Origin of the sequence: Kitasatospora sp. NPDC087314 (assembly GCF_044744365.1) — a bacterium.
Taxonomy (GTDB): domain Bacteria; phylum Actinomycetota; class Actinomycetes; order Streptomycetales; family Streptomycetaceae; genus Kitasatospora.
Window position 1 is genome coordinate 8,571 of the sequence record NZ_JBIUYE010000020.1, and the last position, 21,319, is coordinate 29,889.

The 21,319-nt window shown below is 73.5% G+C and carries 2 protein-coding genes; both read left to right on the plus strand.

The genetic code is table 11. From position 1 onward, the window contains the following. The first annotated feature begins 10 nt into the window (after positions 1-10). Complete coding sequence (asnB, locus tag ACIO5E_RS34555) at positions 11-2,005, plus strand: asparagine synthase (glutamine-hydrolyzing) (protein ID WP_400675675.1); 1,995 nt, start codon at positions 11-13, stop codon at positions 2,003-2,005. Then, a complete protein-coding gene (locus ACIO5E_RS34560) occupies positions 2,002-21,306 on the plus strand; it encodes an SDR family NAD(P)-dependent oxidoreductase (RefSeq protein ID WP_400675677.1) in 19,305 nt (6,434 codons plus the stop codon). Before asnB ends, ACIO5E_RS34560 begins: the two co-directional genes overlap by 4 nt. Positions 21,307-21,319: the final 13 nt, after the last annotated feature.

The window sequence follows — 21,319 nt, forward strand, 5'->3', positions numbered from 1 at the left end:
AGGACGGATCATGTGCGGGCTGGCTGGTTTCCTCTCGACCTCGCTGCACCCCGGTGCCACCGCCGAGGTCATCACCTCGATGCTGTCGAACATCCGCCACCGCGGGCCGGACGAGGCCGGCTACTACCTGGACGACGGTCTGGCCATGGGGGCGGTGCGGCTGGCCATCGTGGACCTCGCCGGTGGCTCGCAACCCATGTCGGACCCGTCACGGCGGTACTGGATCTGCTTCAACGGTGAGATCTACAACCACATCGAGCTCCGTGCGGAACTGGAGCGCCTCGGCCGGCCGTTCCGCACCGACCACTCCGACACCGAGGTGGTGCTCCAGGCGTGGATCCAGTGGGGCTCGGCCTGTTTCACCCGGCTGAACGGCGCCTTCGCCGTCGCCATCAGGGACGCGGCGACCGGTGATTTGGTCCTGGCCCGCGACCGTTACGGCAAGCGCCCGTTGTTCTACACCGACAACGACGGTGACCTGCTGTTCGCCTCCGAGATGAAGGCGTTCCGCGCCTTCCCCGGCTTCCGCTTCGAGCTCGACCCGAGGGAGCTGGCCACCACCTACGCCGCGTGGACGCCGCTGCCCGACCGCACCCCCTACCGGGGTGTGCGCCAGCTGCCGATGGGCTCCGTGCTGACCATCAGCGCGGGCCGCCGCTCGCTGCGCCCGTACGAGGAGCTCGACTTCGATGTGCCGGGCTTCGACGGCACGGAGGCCGAGGCGATCGAGCTCGTCCGGCAGACCCTGCGCACCAGCGTGGAGCTGCGCCTGCGGTCCGACGTCGAGGTCGGCGTCTACCTCAGCGGCGGCCTGGACTCCTCGGTGGTGACGCGACTGGCCACCCAGCTCTCGCCGCACCAGGTCCGCACCTTCTCCGTGGCCTTCCAGGACAAGGAGTTCGACGAGTCGGACAGTCAGAGCCTGGTCGCCGAGCACCTGGGGACGGTGCACTCCACCGTCCCGATCACCAGCACGGACATCACCGACGCGTTCCCGGCCGCCGTGTACCACGCCGAGGTCCCGACCTTCCGCACCTCGTTCGTGCCGATGTTCCTGCTGTCCCGGCACGTCCGCGACGCCGGGATCAAGACGATCCTCAGTGGCGAGGGCGCCGACGAGGCGTTCCTCGGCTACTCGCTGTTCCGCGAGACCCTGTTGCGCGAGCGCTGGAACGAGCTGCCCGAGGCCGAGCGCCGCACCGGGCTGGCCGGGCTGCACCCGGAGCTGGCGCACTTCGGCTCCGCCCACCAGGCCCATCTGCTCGGCCTGTACCAGCAGTTCTCGGTGGAACGGCTGCCGGGCCTGTTCTCCCACGAGATGCGCTACCAGAACGGCCGGTTCGCGGCGCGCCTGCTCGCCGACCGGTTCGACCCGTTCGCCGACCTGATCGACCTCGTCGCCGGGACCCCGGGCTACGCGGAGATGTCCGCGGTGCACAAGGCCCAGTGGCTGGAGTACAAGACGCTGCTGCCCGGATTCCTGTTGTCCACCCAGGGAGAGCGCGCCGCGCTCGCGCACAGCGTGGAGAACCGCTGCCCGTTCCTCGACCCGGCGGTGGTGCGCGCGGCTGCGTCGGTGAACCTGCGCTACGACGACGGCCAGGTCGAGAAGGCCCTGCTGAAGAAGGCGTTCCGCGCCGAGCTCCCGGAGTGGACCACCAGCCGCCCGAAACAGCCCTACCGCGCGCCGGGCAGCGCCGCGTTCAAGGAGAGCCGCCCGGGCTACCTGGAACTGCTGCTGTCCGACCATGAGTTGGCGAGGATCGGCTGCGTGGACCGGAGGTTCGCCCGCCGCCTGGTCGACAAGATCATGTCCTCGCCGGTGGAGGAGATCAGCACCAAGGAGGACCAGGCCTTCCTCTACCTGCTGACGACCGCCGTGCTCCACCAGCAGTTCGTGCTGGACGGCGGGAGCCGGCCGGGCGGGTCGGTGCCCGCCGCGCTGAACCTGCGGGTGACCGTGGACAACCGCCGTGCCATGCAGCGAGTGGGGGAGAGCCGATGAGTGCCGACGACATCGCGATCATCGGTCTGGCCCTGCGGTTCCCGGGCTCCGACACGTTGGTCGAGCTGTTCGACCACCTCGCGGCGGGGCGCTCGCTGATCACCGAGGTGCCCGCGGAACGGTGGTCCAAGGAACGCTACTTCGGCGATCCGCGCAGCGGCGAGGAGAAGACGTACAGCGTCTGGGCCGGCTTCGTCGAGGGCGCCGACCGCTTCGACGCGGCTTTCTTCAACATCTCCCCGCGCGAGGCCGAGACCATGGACCCGCAGCAGCGGTTCGCGCTGGAACTGGCCTGGCAGGCCATCGAGGACGCGGGCTACCGGGCGGGCGAACTCGCGGGCAGCCGCACGGGCGTGTTCATGGGCCTGTGCCACGGCGACTACGCCGAGCTGATCGAACGCGACGACGTGCCGACCGACGCCTACTTCCCGACCGGCACGGCGTACTCGATCGTCGCCAACCGCCTGTCCTACTTCTTCGACTTCCACGGCCCCAGCATCGCCAACGACACCGCCTGCTCCAGCTCCCTGGTCTCGCTCTACGAGGCCGTCGCCGCACTGCACAACGGCGACTGCGACCTGGCGCTGGCCGGCGGCGTGAACCTGTGCTGGTCGCCGAAGCTGTTCGTGGCGTTCAGCAAGGCGAGCATGCTCTCGCCCACCGGCCGGTCGCACGCCTTCGACCAGGCCGCGGACGGGTTCGTCCGGGGCGAGGGCGGTGCGGTCCTGCTGCTCAAGCCGCTGGCCAGGGCGCTGGCGGACCACGACCCGGTGTACGCGGTGATCAAGGGCGTCGGCACCAACCACGGCGGCCGGACCAACTCGCTGACCGTCACCAACCCGGCCGCGCAAGCCGCGCTGATCGAGGACGTCTACACCCGCGCCGGCGTCGCCCCCGAGACCGTGAGCTACATCGAGGCCCACGGGCCGGGCACACCGGTCGGTGACCCGATCGAGATCGTCGGACTCAAGCGCGCCTTCCAGAGCCTGCACGACGCCAACGGGACCACACCGAGCCCCGGCAGCACCGGCATCGGCTCGGTCAAGACCAACATCGGCCACCTGGAGTCGGCCGCGGGCGTGGCGGGCGTGGTGAAGGTGATCGGCGCGATGGCCGCCGGGATCCTGCCGGCGACGGTCAACTTCCAGACCCGCAACCAGCTGATCGACCTGGACGGCAGCCCCTTCTACATCGTCGGCGACACCCGGCCGTGGCCGGGCGGCGACGGTGCGCCGCGCCGGGCGGGCGTCAGCTCGTTCGGGTTCGGCGGGACCAACGCCCACGTGCTGCTGGAGGAACACGTCCGCCCGACGGCGGCGCACGGGAGCGGGACGCCCGAGGACGGTGCGGCGGCCGCCGAGGCGCCGGGGCCGCACGTCGTGCCGCTGTCGGCGAAGAACCCGGAGCGGCTGCGGGTGCTGGCCGCCCGGCTGCGGGAGCACCTGCTGGCCCCCGAGACCGGGCTGAGCCCGCGCCAGTCGCTGGCCGACATCGCCCACACGCTCCAGGTCGGCCGCGAGCCGATGCGGGCCAGGGCCGCGTTCGTCGTCGCCGACCGGGAGCAGCTCGTCGCCGCGCTGGAGTCCGTCGCCGACGGCGAGGTGCGCAACCCCGCCGGGGCCGGGGCCGAGCTGGTCGCGGCGGCACAGGCGTGGGCACGCGGGGGGAGCGTCGACTGGCCCCCGCTGCCCGGGGCGCAGCGCGTACGGCTGCCGACCTACCCGTTCGCCAAGGACCGGCACTGGTACGTCACGCCGCCGGCCGAGACCCCGGGCGCCGCGACGCTGCACCCGCTCGTCCACCGCAACACCTCCGACCTGGCGCAGCAGCGCTACACCTCCACCTTCACCGGATCCGAGCCCTTCCTGGCCTCGCACCAGGTCCGCGGCCACCGGGTGCTGCCCGCGGTCGCGTACCTGGAGATGGCGCGGGCCGCGGTGGAGTTCGCGGCGGCCGGGGAGGGAGTGATCCGGCTGAGCGACGTCGCGTGGATGCGGCCGGTCGTCGTCGACGAACCGGTGGACGTCGAGCTCGCCCTGACGCCGCGTGGAGAAGCGATCGCCTTCGAGTTCCGCCGGGGCGAGACGACCCACAGCGCGGGCTCCGCCGAGATCGTCACGGCGCCGGAGCCGGCACCACTGGACCTGGACGCCCTGCGCGCGTCCTGCCCCACCACGCGCGACCCCGCCGAGGTCTACGCCGAGTTCGGTGCCCAGGGCCTGGAGTACGGGCCGGACATGCGCGCGCTGCGTGGGCTCCGGGTCGGGCGGGACGAGGCTCTCGCCCGCATCCCGGCAACCGGGGCCGAGGGCTACGTGCTGCCGCCGAGCGTCCTGGACGCCGCCTTCCAGACCTCCGTGGTCCTGATGGGCGAGGCCGCCGGTCCGACCCTGGCCTTCGCCCTCGACGAGCTGCGGGTGTACCGGCCCTGCCCGTCCGAGACCTGGGCGTGGGTGCGGCGGAGCGCGGACTCCGGGGCGCTCGCCAGGTTCGACATCGACCTGTGCGACCGCGACGGCGTGATCAGCGCCAGCCTGCGGGGGCTCGCCCAGCGCACCGCCGACGCGGGCGCGCGGGTCGTCACGGCGACCACGCGGTGGACCGACCGGCCGCTGAACGCGGGCGGCTCCGCCCGCACCGCGCACACCGTGACCCTGCCGGAGATCACCCCGGCGAGCCCGGCCGACGGCGTCGACGCCGTGACGGACCAGGTGTTCGCCGAGGTCCAGCGGCTGCTCGCGTCCGCTCCCAAGGCCGAGCACCGCTTCGTGGTGCTGGTCGGCGGCCGGGTCCCGGCGCACTTCCACGCGCCGCTGGCGGGCCTGTTCCGCACGGTCGCCCTGGAGAACCCGCTGGTCTCGGGCCGGGTGGTCCGGGTCGCCGGCCTGGAGTCGGCCTCCCCGGCGCAGGTCGAGCGGATCGTGCGGGAGGAGTGCGCCGACGACTCCGCCGACACCGAGGTCCGCTACGTCGCCGACGGCACCCGGCAGGTGCTGGAGCCCGTCGAGACGCGGCTCGACGCCGGTCCGGAGGTGCCGGACCTGCGCCCCTGCGGCGTGTACTGGGTGACCGGCGGCCTAGGGGGCGTCGGCCGGCACATCGCCCGCTACCTCGGCCGCGCCGAGGCGACGGTCGTCCTGAGCGGACGGTCCACCGCCGGCTCGGTCGAGTCCCTGCGTGCCGAGGGGGTCGACGCGCACTACCTGCCGGTCGACGTCACCGACGCCCGGGCCGTCCGCGCCGCGGTCGACACGATCGTGCGGGAGCACGGGTCGCTGCACGGCGTGGTGCACGCGGCCGGTCTGCTGCGGGACCAGTACCTGCTGCGCAAGGACCTGGCCGACGTCCGCCCGGTGACCGCGCCGAAGGTGCGCGGCACGTTCAACCTCGACGCCGCCACCCGGCACCTCGACCTGGACTTCTTCGCGCTGTTCTCCTCGGTCGCCGGCGTCTACGGCAACCCGGGGCAGTCCGACTACGCGGCGGCCAACGCGTTCCTGGACGCGTTCGCCCGGCACCGGCAGGCGCTGGTCGACGCGGGGGAGCGCAGCGGCAGGACCGTCGCCGTCAGCTGGCCGCTGTGGGCCGAGGGCGGCATGACGCTGGACGAGGTCACCCTCGAGTCGCTGCGCCGTGAGCGCGGCTGGGAGGCCCTGCCCACCGAGGACGGGCTGCGCGCCTTCGGCCGCTCCCTGCTCGCCGACGCCCCCGCGCACGTCGTCGTCGCGTACGGGGCCAGGGCGAGCCTCGCGGTGCCACGCCGGGCGGCTCCGCCGCCGGTGGCTTCGGCGCGCGTGGCGGCGGCCTCGGTCGCGCCGTCCGGCGGCGTCGTCGAGGGCGATCTGCTGGAGCGCACCGAGGGCCTGCTCAGGGAGGTCGTCGCCGGGGTCCTCCGGCACGCCCCGGAGCACATCGAGTCGACCACCAACCTGATCGAGTACGGGATCGACTCGCTGAGCATCCTGGGGGTGACCGCCGAGCTGGAGAAGCTGTTCGGACCGCTGTCCAAGACGATCTTCTTCGAGTACCTGAACATCGCGGACGTGGCGGCGCACTTCGTGGAGTCGCGGCGGGGGCAACTGGAGGCCGTCCTGGGGGCCGTGCCGGGGGCGACGGCGGCGGCCGGGGCGTCCGGCGCACAGCCGGAAGTGCCGGCAGCACTGCCGTCGGAGACGCCCGTCGTACCGCAGGAGGACCCGGCCGTGTCCGCCACCGCCACCGCCGAGGTCCGCGAACCCGCGCGCGCGGACCGGCACGACATCGCGATCATCGGGGTGTCCGGACGCTACCCCGGCGCCGACACGATGGACGAGCTGTGGGAGCTGCTGGAGAACGGCCGGCACACGTTCGAGGAGGTCCCCGCCGAACGCTGGGGCCACGAGGCCATCTACGACAGCGACCGGGCCGTCCGGGGCAAGAGCGTGATCAGGACCGGCACCTTCCTCCGCGACATCGACGCGTTCGATCCCCGCTACTTCCGCATCTCCAAGCGCGAGGCCGAGCAGATGTCCCCGGAGGTGCGGCTGTTCCTCCAGGCCGGTGTGCAGGCGCTGGAGGACGCCGGCTACTCGCGGCAGACCATCCAGCGCCGCTACCAGGGCGACGTCGGTGTGCTCGTGGGCACCATGAGCAACCACTACAACCTGTACGGCTTCCAGAACAGCCTCACCCGCGGCGCCCCGCAGAGCGGCAGCTACACCGGGACGCTCCCCAACATGCTGTCCTACTTCTACGGCCTGACCGGGCCGTCGATCTTCGTGGACACGATGTGCTCCGCCTCGTCGACGTGCGTGCACCAGGCCGTGCAGATGCTGCGGGCCGGCGAGTGCCGGATGGTGGTCGCGGGCGGCGTCAACCTGATGCTGCACCCGTACAACCTGATCACCTCGTCGGAGGAGCACTTCACCACCGGCACCTCCGACGTGATCCGCAGCTTCGGCCACGGCGTGGACGGCACCATCCTCGGCGAGGGCGTCGGCGCGGTCGTGCTCAAGCCGCTGGTCGACGCCGAGCGCGACGGCGACCAGGTGTACGCCGTGATCAGGGGCACCGCCCTGTCCAACGCCGGCACCCGCAACGGCTTCACCGTGCCGAACCCGGGCATGCAGGCGCACGCGATCGAGAAGGCGATCGAGGACGCCGGGGTCGACCCGAGGACGATCAGCTACGTCGAGGGGCACGGCTCGGGCACCGCGCTGGGCGACCCGATCGAGGTCCGCGCGCTCACCTCGGCGTACCGGAAGTACACGGCGGACAGCCAGTTCTGCGCGCTCGGGTCCGTCAAGGCGAACATGGGGCACCTGCTCGCGGCGGCCGGCATGATCGGCCTGGCGAAGGTGCTGCTCCAGTTCCGGCACGGCAAGCTGGTGCCCTCCCTGCACAGCACGGAACTCAACCCGGACATCGACTTCTCCGACACGCCGTTCCAGGTGCAGCAGACGCTCGCCGACTGGCGGCCTGCGGTCACCGTCGTCGACGGCCGGCAGGTCACCCATCCCCGGCGGGCCGGCATCACGTCGATCGGCGCCGGCGGCATGAACTCGCACATCGTCCTGGAGGAGTATCCCGAACGTCCGGTGCGCCGGGAGCCGTTCGGCGAGCAGCTGTTCGTGTTCTCCGCGATGAACGAGGCCGCGCTCGGGCGCTACCTGGCCACCTTCCGCGACCACCTCGCCGGGGCGCGGGAGGCCGATCTGCCCGACATCGCGTTCACCCTGCGGGTGGGCAAGAACGAACTGCCCCACCGGTGGGCGTTCGTGGCGGGGGACCTGCGGTCCGCGCTGGCGGCCGTCGACGGCTACCTGGCCGGGCGGCGGGAGCTGCCCGCGCACGAGCTCGGCACGACCTGGGTCGCCGGCAAGAGCGTCGACTGGGACCGGCTGCCGACGGCGCGTCGGGTGTCACTGCCCGCGTACCCGTTCGAGAAGGTGCGGTGCTGGGTCGAGCAGACCGACGGCGCGCCGTCCGTGCTGGCCCCGCTGGCACTGCGCGAGCGGCTGCACCCGTTCCTGGGGCGCAACGAGTCCGACGTGCGCGGCCTGCGCTACGGCCTCGACGTCCACCTCCCCGACCTGCTGGACTACGGCTACCGCCGGGCCAAGGCGCCGACGATCGTGCCCACCTTCGCGGTGGACCTCGCGCTGGCCACCGCGAAGGTCAGCGGGTTCGCCGGGGAGGCCGCGGTCCACGACCTCCGGGTGCTGCGGCCGATCGACTGGTCGGCGACCAGGCGGCTCGTCACGGAGTTCGCCGACGGCCACGGCATCGTCCGGACCGAGGACGGGGCGGCGGCGGTCGAGTTCACCGTGCGGGCGGCCACCGCGCCGACCGGTCGGGTCGACCTGGCCGACCTGCGGCCGGTCCTCACGCGGGAACGGTTCCTGGCCGAGCTGGCCGAGGGCGGGCTGGAGTACAAACCGGCGTCGTGCGCGGTCGACGGCGTGTTCCGCACGCCGGACGGCCGGACGGTGCTGGGCGTCGGCCGGCCCGACTTCCGGCAGGACCACGTCCGGCGCAACGTCACCGTCGAGCCGTTCGTGCTCGCGGTGATCGCCCAGGGCGTGCAGTGGGAGGCCAAGCGGGCCGGGGAACCGGACTGGACCCGGGTGGCGCTCAACCGGGTCGGGGAGATCCGGGTACGGGCCGGGGTGCCGGTCACGCACGTGGTCTTCGGAGACGACCGGATCCTGCTGGTCGAGGGCACGGGCGAGGTCGTCGGGGAGCTGGACGGGGTGCGGCGCGGCGTCGGAGGGGCGACGCCGGCCGAGCGGCCGGTGCCGCAGGCCCGTCCGGTCCGGGTCGAGCGGGTGCAGGTCGACACGGTGCCGGCCGAAGCGGTGCAGGGCGGCACGACGCCGGCCGACGCCGTGCCGGGCGGCACGAAGCAGGCCGCACCCGCGGACTCGGCCGTGGTGGACGTCCTGCGCTCCATCGCCGCGGACCTCCTCAAGTTCGAGCCGGCGGAGCTCGATCCGCGGACCGGCCTGGACGCGTTCGGCTTCGACTCCATCTCGCTGGTGGCCTTCGCGGAGGAGATCCGTGAGCGGTTCGGGGTCGTGGTGAGTCCGGCGGTGTTCTTCGACGTCAGCACGCTGGAGGCGCTGGGCGCCCACCTGGTCGAGGAGCACGGCGCCACGGTCGAGCCCGGGGCCGAGCCGGTGCCGCAGCCGGTCGAGGCAGAGGCAGAGGTCGTGGCCGCGGTTGAGCCGCGGCCGGTTCACGCCGAGGCCGATCCGCGCCTGCCGATCGCCGTCATCGGCGCGGCCGGGCGCTTCCCGGGCGCCCGCACCCTGGACGAGTACTGGGCGAACCTGTTGGCGGGCGAGGACTCCGTCACCGCCTTCCCGTGGCACCGGTACGACGAGGACCACCGCAGGACCATCGAGGCCCAGGACTTCCCCCAGCGGATCGGGGCGCTGGACGACGTCGACGCCTTCGACGCCGCCTTCTTCCGCATCCTGCCGCGCGAGGCCGAGCTGATGGACCCGCAGCACCGCCTCGTCCTGGAGACGGTGTGGCAGGCGCTGGAGGACAGCGCGTACCGCCCCGCCGACCTGCCGACCAGCACGGGAGTGTTCATCGGCGTCACGGGCAACGACTACGCGACGCTGCTCACCACCCGCGGCGTGCAACCGGACGCGTTCACGTCGACCGGGACGACGCACTCGATCCTGGCCAACCGCATCTCGTACCTGCTCGACGTGCGCGGCCCGAGCGAACCGATCGACACGGCCTGCTCCAGCTCGCTGGTGGCGGTGCACCGCGCGATCGAGGCGATCCGCTCCGGCACCTGCGAGCTGGCGGTCGCCGGCGGGGTGAACGTGCTGCTCAGCACGGACACCTTCGTCAGCGCGCACCGCGCGGGCATGCTCAGCCCGGACGGCCTGTGCAAGACCTTCGACGCCGGCGCGAACGGCTATGTGCGCGGCGAGGGCGTCGGGGTGGTCGTGCTCAAGTCCCTGGCGGCGGCGGAGCGCGACGGCGACGCGATCCTCGGTGTGCTCCGGGGAAGCGCGTACAACCACGGCGGCCGGGCCAACTCGCTGACCGCGCCGAACGCCGACGCCCAGGCCGACCTGGTGACGGCCGCCGTCGGCGACCTCGACCCGGACACCATCGGCTACATCGAGACCCACGGCACCGGCACGGCGCTCGGCGACCCGGTGGAGGTCCGCGCGCTGCGCACGGCGTTCCGCCGGCTGGGCCGCAGTGACGACGGTGCGTGCGGCCTCGGTTCGGTCAAGACCAACATCGGCCACCTGGAGTCGGCCGCGGGCATCGCGGGGCTGCTGAAGGTGCTGCTCGCGCTCAAGCACGGTGTGCTGCCCGCGACCCGGCACGTCCGGCAGGTCAACCCGTACATCGAACTGGACGGCGGCCCGTTCCACATCGTGCGGGACAACGAGCCCTGGGCGCGCCCGCGCAGCGCTGACGGCGGCCTCGCGCCGAGGCGGGCCGGGGTGAGCAGCTTCGGGTTCGGTGGCGTCAACGCCCATGTCGTCGTCGAGGAGTACGTCGGCGCCGACCGGCGCGAGCAGGGAGAGCAGGACGGCGGGAGCGTCCTGGTGCCGTTGTCGGCCCGCACCGCGGGGCAGTTGACCGACCGGGCCCGGGACCTGCTGTCCTACCTGGAGCAGTCGGAGGACGTTTCGCTGCGGTCCGTCGCGTGGAGCCTGCAGGTCGGCCGCGAGGAGATGGCCGAACGGGTCGGCTGGGTCGTCTCCTCGCGTGCCGAACTCCTCGACAGGCTGAGGGCGTTCGTCGCCACCGGGGACCGTGGCGGCAGCGGGGAGCCGATCGGACGGTGGATCGGCGGTGGCGCCGTCGACTGGCGTTCGCTGTCCGGGGGCAGGACCCCCAGGCGCGCCCACCTGCCCGGATACCCCTTCGCCCGGGACCGGTTCTGGCTTCCCGGTACCAGGGAAGCGGCCGACACGGGAGGTACCGGCACGAGGGAGTCGGCCGGCACCGGGGTGGAGACCGGTACGGCCCTGCTGACCGCACGGTGGACGCCGACGCCCGCCGCCGCGACCGGCCGGTACGACCGGCGCGTCGTCCTGCTGTGCGGGGTCGACGGGCCGGTGCCCGGGGCGATCCTCCTCGACACGGCCAGGCAACGGCCGGAGAGCCGGTTCCGCGACCTGTCGTGGCAGGTGCTGGAGACCGTCCGCGGCCTCGACGCCCGGCACGGCACCACGCTGGTGCAGGTCGTCACCCACGACCTCGCCCTGGCCGGCCTGCTGCGCACCGCGACCAAGGAGAACCCGCGGATCGTCGGTCAGGTCATCGGTGTCGAGGGTGTCGCCGGCGACGACCTGGCCGCCGTCGTGGCGGAGAACGCCCGCGCCGCCGACGACCTCGTGAGCTACCGCGACGGCGTCCGGCACACCCGCAGCTGGGCCCCGGCCGTGATCCGGGGAGCAGCGTCCGACCGGCCCTGGCGGGACGGCGGCGTGTACCTGATCACGGGCGGCACCGGTGGGATCGGCGCCGCCACCGCCCGGCGCATCGCCGCCGACGTGCGGCGACCGACCATCGTGCTGGCCGGCCGGTCGCCGGGCGACGACCGGATCGAGGGCCTGCTCGCCGAGCTGCGGCAGGCGGGTGCGGTCGCGCGGTACGTGCGCGCCGACGTCTCCCGCTGGGAGGAGGTGCGGCACCTGGTCGCCGAGGCGGGCGGGATCACCGGCGTCGTGCACGCCGCCGGTGTGGTGCGCGACTCGCTGCTCGCGGACAAGACCGCCGAGCAGTGGGACGACGTGCTCGCGACCAAGGTGGACGGCCTCGTGCACCTCGACCGGGCCACCGAGCACTGCCCGCTGGAGTTCGTGCTGACGTTCTCCTCGGGCGCCGCGATCACCGGCAACCCCGGCCAGTCCGACTACGCGACCGCCAACGCCTTCCTCGACGAGTTCGCCGCCGTGCGCAACGCGCGGGTCGTGGCGGGGAGCCGCCGCGGGCGCACGTTGTCCATCGCGTGGCCGCTGTGGGAGGACGGCGGCATGCGGGTCAGCGAGCGGACCCGGGCGTACCTGTGGGAGGACCGGGGGCTGGCGCCGATGCCCACGCAGGACGGGCTCGCGGCGCTGATCGACGCCTGGAACGCGGGGGCGGACCAGGTGTGGGTGCACTACGGCGACCGGGAGCGGGCGCAGACCGGGACGGGGACGCAGGCCTCGGTGCCTGCGCCGGTGGCGACGACCGCCACGCGCAGCGCCGACCCGCAGGTCCTCCACCACCTGCTCACCCTGTTCTCCGAGGTCAGCGGGCTGGCGCCGGGCTCGGTCGACCCCGACCGCCCGCTCGTCGACATCGGCCTGGACTCGGTGATGGTCATCCAGCTCAACCGGGAACTGGTCAGGACCTACCCCGAGGTGTCCTCGACGATCTTCTACGAGCAGCCGACCCTGCGGGCGGTGGCCGGTCAACTCGCCGGTCAGGTCGCCGGTCACATCGCCGACCGACCCGCCGGCCGGCAGCCGGAACAGGCGCGCCGACAGCCGGCCGCCGACCGGCCCGCCGCCATCGAGCAGCCGTCCGAGAGGCCGCCGGAGCAGCCGTCCGGGAATCCGGTCGTCGCGACCGACAAACCCGACGCCGTCACCGACGAGCCGATCGCGGTCATCGGGCTGAGCGGCCGCTACCCGGGCGCCGCCGACCCCGAGGCGTTCTGGGAGAACCTCAGGGCGGGCCGCGACTGCGTCCGCGAGGTGGACCGCTGGCCGCTGGAGGGCTTCTTCGAACCGGACCGCAACACGGCGGTGGCCACCGGCCGCAGCTACAGCAAGTGGGGCGGCTTCCTCGACGACTTCGCGGCGTTCGATCCCCGGTTCTTCGGCATCGCCCCGCGCGACGCCTACGCCATGGACCCGCAGGAACGGCTGTTCGTCCAGGCCGCGTGGGAGGTGCTGGAGGACGCGGGCTACACCAGGGCACGCCTCGCCGACCGCCACGGCCACGGGGTCGGGGTGTTCGCCGGCGTCACCAAGGTCGGCCACGCCCGGCACGAGGTGGGCCGCCTGCCCTCGGGCGAACTCGTGGTGCCCGGGCTGTCGTTCGCCTCGCTGAGCGCCCGCGCCTCCTACCTGCTCGACCTGCGGGGCCCGAGCCTGACGATCGACACGATGTGCTCGGCGTCGCTGACCGCGATCCACGAGGCGTGCGAGCAACTCCGGCGCGGCGCCTGCGAGGTGGCGATCGCCGGTGGCGTGAACCTCTACGCGCACCCGCTGGACTACGTCGAACTGTGCCGCTCCGGCATGCTCTCGCCCGACCAGCACTGCCGCAGTTTCGGCACCGGCGGCCACGGGTTCGTCCCCGGCGAGGGCGTCGGCTGCGTGCTGCTGAAGCCGCTGTCCCGCGCGGTGGCCGACGGGGACCGCGTGCTCGCGGTGATCCGGGGCTCCAGCGTCAACCACGGCGGCCGCTCCACCGGCTACACGGTGCCGAGCCCGGTCGCCCAGGCCGACGTGATCCGGCGGGCGCTGGACCGGGCCGGGGTCTCCGCGCGGCAGGTCAGTTACGTCGAGGCACACGGTACCGGCACCGAACTGGGCGATCCGATCGAGATCACCGGCCTGACCAAGGCGTTCGAGCAGGACACCATGGACCGGCAGTACTGCGCGATCGGCTCGGCGAAGTCGGGCATCGGCCACCTGGAGGCCGCGGCCGGGGTGGCCGGTCTGACGAAGGTCCTGCTCCAGCTCAAGCACCGGCAGCTCGCGCCGAGCCTGCACGCCGAACAGCTCAACCCGAACATCGCCTTCGAGCGGACCCCGTTCCGGGTCCAGCGCGAGCTGAGCCCGTGGCACTCCGACGGCCCGCGGATCGCGGCGGTGTCCTCCTTCGGTGCCGGCGGCTCGAACGCGCACGTGATCGTCGAGGAGTATTCCGTGCAGCCCACAGACGGCGCGCCCAACGGCGCCGAACAGGTCGTCGTCCTCTCGGCGAGGACTCCCGAACAGCTCACCGCGTCGGTGGACCGGCTGGCCGGCTTCCTCGACCGCAATCCGGACACCGAACTCGCCGACCTGGCCTTCACGCTCCAGGTCGGGCGGGAGGCGATGGCCGAGCGGTACGCGGTCGCGGCGTCGTCGACCGCGGAGCTGCGGGCCGCGCTGCGGGCGGGCCGGGGGCACCGGGGCACCGCCGGGGATGCGGGCGGTCTGCTCGCGGAGATCACCGGTGACAGCGATCTGCAGGAACTGCTGGTACGGCAGTGGGTCGCCGCCGGCAAGCTGTCCAAGCTCGCGGCGCTGTGGGCGTCGGGCGTCGAGGTGGACTGGGAGCGCCTGCACCGGGGGGCGCCGCGCCGGGTGCTGTCGCTGCCGACGTACCCGTTCGCCAAGGAGCGGTTCTGGATCGGCGACCTGACCCGGCCGGCAGCGGCCCCGCGGCCGGCGCCACTTCCGCCGGCCGCACCGGTCGCGGCGGTGGTCACGGCACCGGTCGCGGCGGTGAGCCCCGAACCCGCCGTCGCACCACGGAGCCTGGACGAGCTCGTGCCCGCGGTGGTGCGGGAGAAGATCGCCCGGGCACTGGCGATGGAGGTCGCCGAGGTCGAGGGCGGGCTGGCGTTCGCCGACTACGGCCTGGACTCGATCCTGGCGATCCGCGTGGTGGACCAGCTCAACGACGCGTTGTCGCTGGACCTGCCGACGAGCGTGGTCTTCGACTTCAGCAGTGCCGACCGGCTGGCCGCGCACCTGCTCGCCGCGTACGGGGACACCATCGTCTACACGGAGGGCGCCCCGGCGCCGGCGGCGGCGCGCGACGACGCCCCGCAATCGGTCGCGGAGCCCGCGCCCGTGCCCGCCTCCGTGCCCGTGCCCCGGGCCGGGGCCGTGCCCGGGGAGCGCGGACCGATCGCGGTGATCGGCATGAGCGGCCGCTTCGCGGGCGCCGACTCGCTCGACGACCTGTGGACCCACCTGGTCGACGGCGACGACCTGGTCACCGAGACGACCCGGTTCGACCTCGACGGCGTGAGCACCTGCACCCGGGGCGGCTTCCTCGACCGCATCGACGAGTTCGACGCGATGTTCTTCAACATCTCCGGCACCGAGGCCGTGGTGATGGACCCGCAGCAGCGGCTGCTGCTGGAGGAGTCCTGGAAGGCGTTGGAGGACGCCGGCTACGCGGGCCGGATGGGCCGGCGGCGCTGCGGCGTCTACGTCGGGGCGTGGGCGGGGGACTACCAGGCGCTGCTCGACCGGGACGCACCGGCGCAGACCCTGTGGGGCAACATGGCCTCGGTCATCCCGAGCCGGGTGGGCTACTTCCTCGACCTCAAGGGCCCGGCGATCGCCGTCGACACGTCGTGCTCCAGCTCGCTCGTGGCGATCGACCTGGCGTGCAAGGACCTGTGGTCCGGCGAGACCTCGATGGCGCTGGCGGGCGGGGTGTTCGTGCAGTCCACGCCACGGCTGTACGGGCTCGCGGGCCGCGCCGGCATGCTCTCGCCGACCGGCCGCTGCCACACCTTCGACCACCGCGCCGACGGCTTCGTACCCGGCGAGGGCGTCGGGGTCGTCGTGCTGAAGCGGCTCGCGGACGCGCTGGCCGACGGCGACCACATCCACGGCGTGATCAAGGCCAGCGGCGTCAATCAGGACGGCGCCACCAACGGGATCACCGCGCCGAGTTCGGTGTCCCAGGAGGCCCTGCTCGGCGAGGTGTACGAGCGGTTCGACGTCGACGTGGAACGCATCGGACTCGTCGAGGCGCACGGCACCGGCACCAAGCTGGGCGACCCGATCGAGTTCCAGGCGCTGAGCCGCGCGTTCCGCGCCCGCACCGACAAGGCGGAGTACTGCGCGGTCGGTTCGCTGAAGACCAACATCGGCCACGCCCAGTTCGCGGCCGGCGTCGCGGGCGTGCTGAAGGTGCTGCTGGCGATCAAGCACCGGCGGATCCCCGCCTCGCTGCACTTCGAGAGCGCCAACGAGGCGATCCCGCTGGCCGGCAGCCCGTTCTACCTGAGCACCCGCACCCACGACTGGGAGAGCCCCACCGGGGTGCCGCGCTGCGGCGTGGTGAGCTCCTTCGGCGCCAGCGGGACCAACGCGCACCTCGTGATCGAGGAGGCCCCGTCCGTCGCGCGGGACGTCGCGCGGACCGCCGCACCGGCCGCCGCACCGCAGGCCGAGCACGTGGTGGTGCTCTCGGCGCGGACGGAGCAGCAGCTCCTCGAACAGCGGCGCCGGCTGGCGGCACACGTCCGCGCCCACGCCTCGATCGACCTCGGTGACCTCGCCTACACCCTGGCCGTCGGCCGGGAGCGCTTCGCGTACCGGTTCGCCTGCGCGGTGCGCGACCGCGAGGAGCTGATCGGGGTCCTCGACGGCACGAGCCCGGCCCGGGTGCCCGAGGACACCCGGGCCCCGGTCGAGGGCCGGCGCATCCCGCTGCCGACCTACCCCTTCGCCCGCGACCGGCACTGGCCCGCGACCGGCGGCGAAGCCGTGCCGGCCGCCCGCGCGGACGCCGTGCCGCCGACCCACGCGGACACTGCGCCGCAGACCCGCGCCGACGCGGTGACGCTGACCCGCGCCCACGGCCTGCTGCGCGACCACGTGGTGCAGGGCCGTCACCTCCTGCCCGCGGTCGCCTACCTGGAACTGGCCCGCAAGGCGCTGGGCGCCACCCGGGTGCGGATGCGCAACGTGACCTGGGTGCAGCCGCTGGAGGTCGCGGACGACCCGGTCGACGTCCGGGTCGACGTGCGCGCCGACACCAAGGGCGGGCGCCGGTTCGAGATCGCCGCCGGCGCCACCGTGTGCTGTGAAGGCCGCATCGCACCGTCCGACGCCCCGCGCCCGGCACCGGTCGACCTCGCCGCACTGCGCGCGGACTGCCCGGAGACCGTGTCCGGCGACCGGATCCACCAGGCCCTGGTGTCGATGGGCATCGACCACGGTCCGACCCTCCGGGCGATCCGGCGGGCGTACGTCGGCGCCGGGACGGTCCTGGCCGAACTGGTCCGGCCCGACTCGGCGGAGCCCGGCGCGCTGACGCCCGCGATGCTGGACTCGGCGATCCAGGCGGCGGTCGCGGCCCACCTCGACGGGATGAGTGACACCACCGTGCCGTTCGCCCTGGACCGGCTCGACCTGTTCGCCCCGTGCACGGCCACGATGTGGGCCGTCGTCCGAGGCGGTGCGTCCGGGCCGCTCGGCAAGCTGGACATCGACCTGGTCGACGCCGACGGCGAGGTCTGCGTGCGGCTGACCGGGTACACCTCGCGCCGCACGGGCCGGAGCGGGCCCGCACTGTTCGCCCCCGTCTGGGATTCGATCAGCGCGACCGACGCGCCCGTGCCCGCCCGGACCGACCGGATCCTGGCCGTCGGCGGACCCTCGGCCCTCGCCGGCGCGCTGGCCTGGCCGCTGCCGCCGTCGGCGTCCGTCGAGGAGGTGACCGCCGCACTGCGCGAGCTCGGGCCGATCGACCACCTGGTCTGGACCGCGCCCGAGCCCAAGCTCGACCCCGTCGACGCCGCCGGGTACGTGGCCGCCCAGGACGACGGCGTCGTCGCGGCCTTCCGCATGATCAAGGCGCTGATCGGCGCCGGGTACGACGCCCGGCCGCTGGGGATCACGCTGGTCACGACCCGCGCGCTGGCCACCCACGCCGACGACCCCGTCCAGCCGGCACACGCCGGACTGCACGGCCTGTTCGGCTCGCTGGGCCGGGAGTACGCGCAGTGGACCGTCCGCCGCGTCGACCTCGACGGCCCCGAGTGGCCCGCCGACCTGCCGGCCCTGCCGGCCCGGTCGCCCGAGGACGCCTGGGTCCGGCGGGCCGGCCAGTGGCTCGCCCGGCACTGGGCGCCGTGCGAGGCGCCGGCCAAGCCGGTGTACCGCGAGGGCGGCGTCTACGTGGTGATCGGCGGGGCCGGCGGCCTGGGCACGGCGTGGACCCAGCACGTGGTGCGCGAGTTCGGCGCGCACGTCACCTGGATCGGCCGCAGCGCACCCGACGCGTCCATCGAGGCCCGGATCCGCTCCGTCCGGGGTCGCGGCACCGTCCGCTACCTCAGCGCCGACGCCGCGGACCCGGCCGCGCTGCGCCGTGCCGTCGCGGCGGTCAAGGAGCGCCACCCGCGGATCGACGGGGTGGTGCAGGCCGCACTCGTGCTGCGGGACAGCACGTTCGCCAGGATGGACGAGGCCACCCTCCGTGCGGGGCTGGCGGCCAAGGTCGACGTCACGACCGCGATGGCCGAGGTCTTCGACGGCGAGCAGTTGGACTTCGCGGTGCTGCTGTCGTCGATGCAGTCCTTCACGACGGCGGCCGGCCAGGGCAACTACGCGGCCGGGTGCACCTTCAGCGACGCCTACGCGCACGCGCTCGGACAGCACTGGGACACCCCGGTCAGGGTGGTGAACTGGGGGTGGTGGGGCAACCTCGGGAGCGTCACGTCCGCGTTCTACCGGGAGCGGCTGAGCCGGGTCGGCCTGGTGTCGATCGAGCCGCGCGAGGGGCTGGCCGCCCTGGACGCGCTGCTCGGCGGAGGCCAGCGGCAGCTCGCCTTCGTCAAGACCAACCGGCACAACACCCTGGCGAACTTCGACCGCGCCACCAGGGTCACCGTGCACGGCCGGACGCCGTCCCGGGTCCCCGGTGAGCTGCTGATCGCGCCCGAGGGTGCGGACGACCTCATGGACGAGGTCGTGCGGTGGCGTCGAGCCGAACGGGACCCGTGGCTGGCGAAGGTGCTGGCGGCGCAGCTGGCGACCGTCGACCACGCGGCGATCCTGCCGCTGTACGCCGACTGGCTGGAGCACGCCCGGCGCGTCCTCGTCCCGGCCGAGCCGGTGGACGTCGTGCTCGGGCAGTGGGACCGGCAGTGCGAGCGGTGGTCGACCGACGCCGACCGCAGGGCCGAACTGCGGCTGGCCTCCGCCATGCTGCGGGCGCTGCCGGGCATCCTGACCGGCCGGACCAGGCCCACCGACGTGATGTTCCCGCGCGGTTCGGTGGAGTTGGTGGAGGGCTGCTACCGGGACAACCACGTCGCGGACCTGTTCAACCGTGCCATGGCCGGCGCCGCCGTCGGCGTGGTGGCGGAGCGGCTGCGCCGGGAGCCCGGCGCGCGGCTGCGGATCCTGGAGATCGGCGCCGGTACCGGCGGTACCAGCGCCGGGATGTTCGCCGCGCTCAAGCCCTACCAGGACAGCATCGAGACCTACGTCTACACGGACCTGTCCAAGGCCTTCCTCAACCACGCGCGCACCGCGTACGGGCCGGACGTGCCGTACCTGGACTGCCGGCTGCTCAACATCGAGCAGCCGCTGGCCGGGCAGGACATCGCCGAGGGCGGGTTCGACCTGGTGATCGCCGCCAACGTGCTGCACGCGACCAGGGACACCCGTAACACCCTGCGCAACGCCAAGGCCGCGATGCGGGCCGGCGGGTGGCTGCTGCTGAACGAGCTGTCGGCGTTCGACCTGTTCAGCCATGTGACGTTCGGGCTGCTCGCGGGCTGGTGGTTGTTCGACGACCGGTCGCTGCGGATCCCCGGCTCGCCGGCGCTGTCGCCGGAGAACTGGCGGGACGTGCTGGCGGGGGAGGGCTTCGGCACGGTCGTGTTCCCGCTGGCGCAGGCGCTGCCGCTGGGCCAGCAGGTCATCGCGGCGGAGAGCGACGGGGTGGCCCGGCAGGCGGTCGGCGCCGGGCCGGGGAGCGCCGCACGGCAGGGGACCGGCGGGTCGGAGCGGCCGGTACCGGCGTCGGCACCGCGACCGGAGCCCGCGCCGACCCCCGAGCCCGTGCCCGTCCCGGTACCGGAGCCCCCGGCCGCGCCGGCGACGCCGTCCGACCTGGCCGCGCTCATCCTCGGCAAGGCCGCCGCCGTCCTCGGCATCCCGGCCGAGCGGATCGACACCACGGCGCCGCTCACCAACTACGGCCTGGACTCGATCCTCGTGCTCCAGCTCACCAACGCCCTGCGCGAGGACTTCGGTGACGACGTCTCCGCCACCCTGCTCTTCGACGTCGAGACCATCGAGGGCCTGTGCGCCCACTTCGCCGGCACGGCGGGCGGGCGGTGGAACCTCTCGCGCGGCCAGCTGACCATGTACCGGGACCAGCTGCGCTCGCCGGAGTCGACCAACTACCACCTCCCGCTGCTCTTCGAGATCCACGGCGAGCTGGACGAGGCGGTCCTGGAACGGGCGATCCGCGCGCAGACCGGGATCCACCCGGTGCTGAGCGCGGTCCTCGGCGAGCGGGACGGCGTGCCGTACCTGGACATCGACCCGACCAGGACCCCGTCGTTCGACCGGGTCCACCTCGCCACCACCTCGCGCGCCGCGCAACTGGCCGGGCTGCGCGACCTGGTGGACGCCCCGTTCGACCTGACGGCGGGCCCGCTGGTGCGGGCGCACCTGGTCTCCCTCGCCGGCGGACGGCGGCTGCTGCTGATCACCGCGCACCACATCCTGCTGGACGGCACGTCGACGGCGGTCCTGGTCCGCACGCTCAAGGAGGCCTACCAGGGCCGGGGGAGCCTGAACCGGGCCGGCTTCGGCGACTTCGTCGCCTGGGAGGAGGCGATGCTCACCGGCCCGCAGGGACGGAAGCACCGGGACTACTGGGTGCGGGAGTTGGACGGGCCGCGGCCGGCGCTCGCGCTGCCCTACGACCGTCCGTACGACCCGAAGCGGATGCCCCGGGTGGAGGTGGCGACGATGAGGCTGTCGCCGACGCTGGCCGGCGCGCTGGCCGACACCGCGCGGGAGCACCGGGTCAGCGTCGCCATCGTGCTGTTCACCACGTACGTGCGGTTCCTGCACCGGCTGACCGGACAGGACGACCTGGTCCTGGGCATGACCGCGGCCGCCCGCTACGAGGAGCGGTTCCAGGACGTGGTCGGCCAGTTCGCGAACTGCCTGCCCATCCGCTGCGCGGCCGCCGGGGGCTTCCCCGAGCTGCTCAAGTCCCTGCAGCGCAAGGTGGTCGGCGGCATCGAGCACGGCGGCTACCCGCTGCCGGAGATCACCCGCGCGGTGGGATCGGACGACGAACCGCTGGTCCTGACGAACTTCCTGTTCCAGAACTTCGAGGGCGCCGACCTGCTCACCAACGAATCGCCGGCCGGGGCCGGCGAGTTGGACCTGCGGCTGTTCGACGACCTGCCGTACGCCGGGGAGTACGTCCTCGCCACGGAGTTCTACCGGGAGGGCGACGGGTACAAGGTGTTCCTCAAGTACGACGCGAACGTGTTCGACGAGGCCACGGCGCGGCGCATGACGGACGACTGGCACGCGGTCATCCGGGGCGAGCTGGGCCTGGACTGACCCGCGGTGAGCG

What these genes read in the sequence shown, in the direction of transcription:
- asnB (WP_400675675.1), top strand. Translation starts at nt 11, where the DNA reads ATGTGCGGGCTGGCTGGTTTCCTCTCGACCTCGCTGCACCCCGGTGCC.
- ACIO5E_RS34560 (WP_400675677.1), top strand. Translation starts at nt 2,002, where the DNA reads ATGAGTGCCGACGACATCGCGATCATCGGTCTGGCCCTGCGGTTCCCG.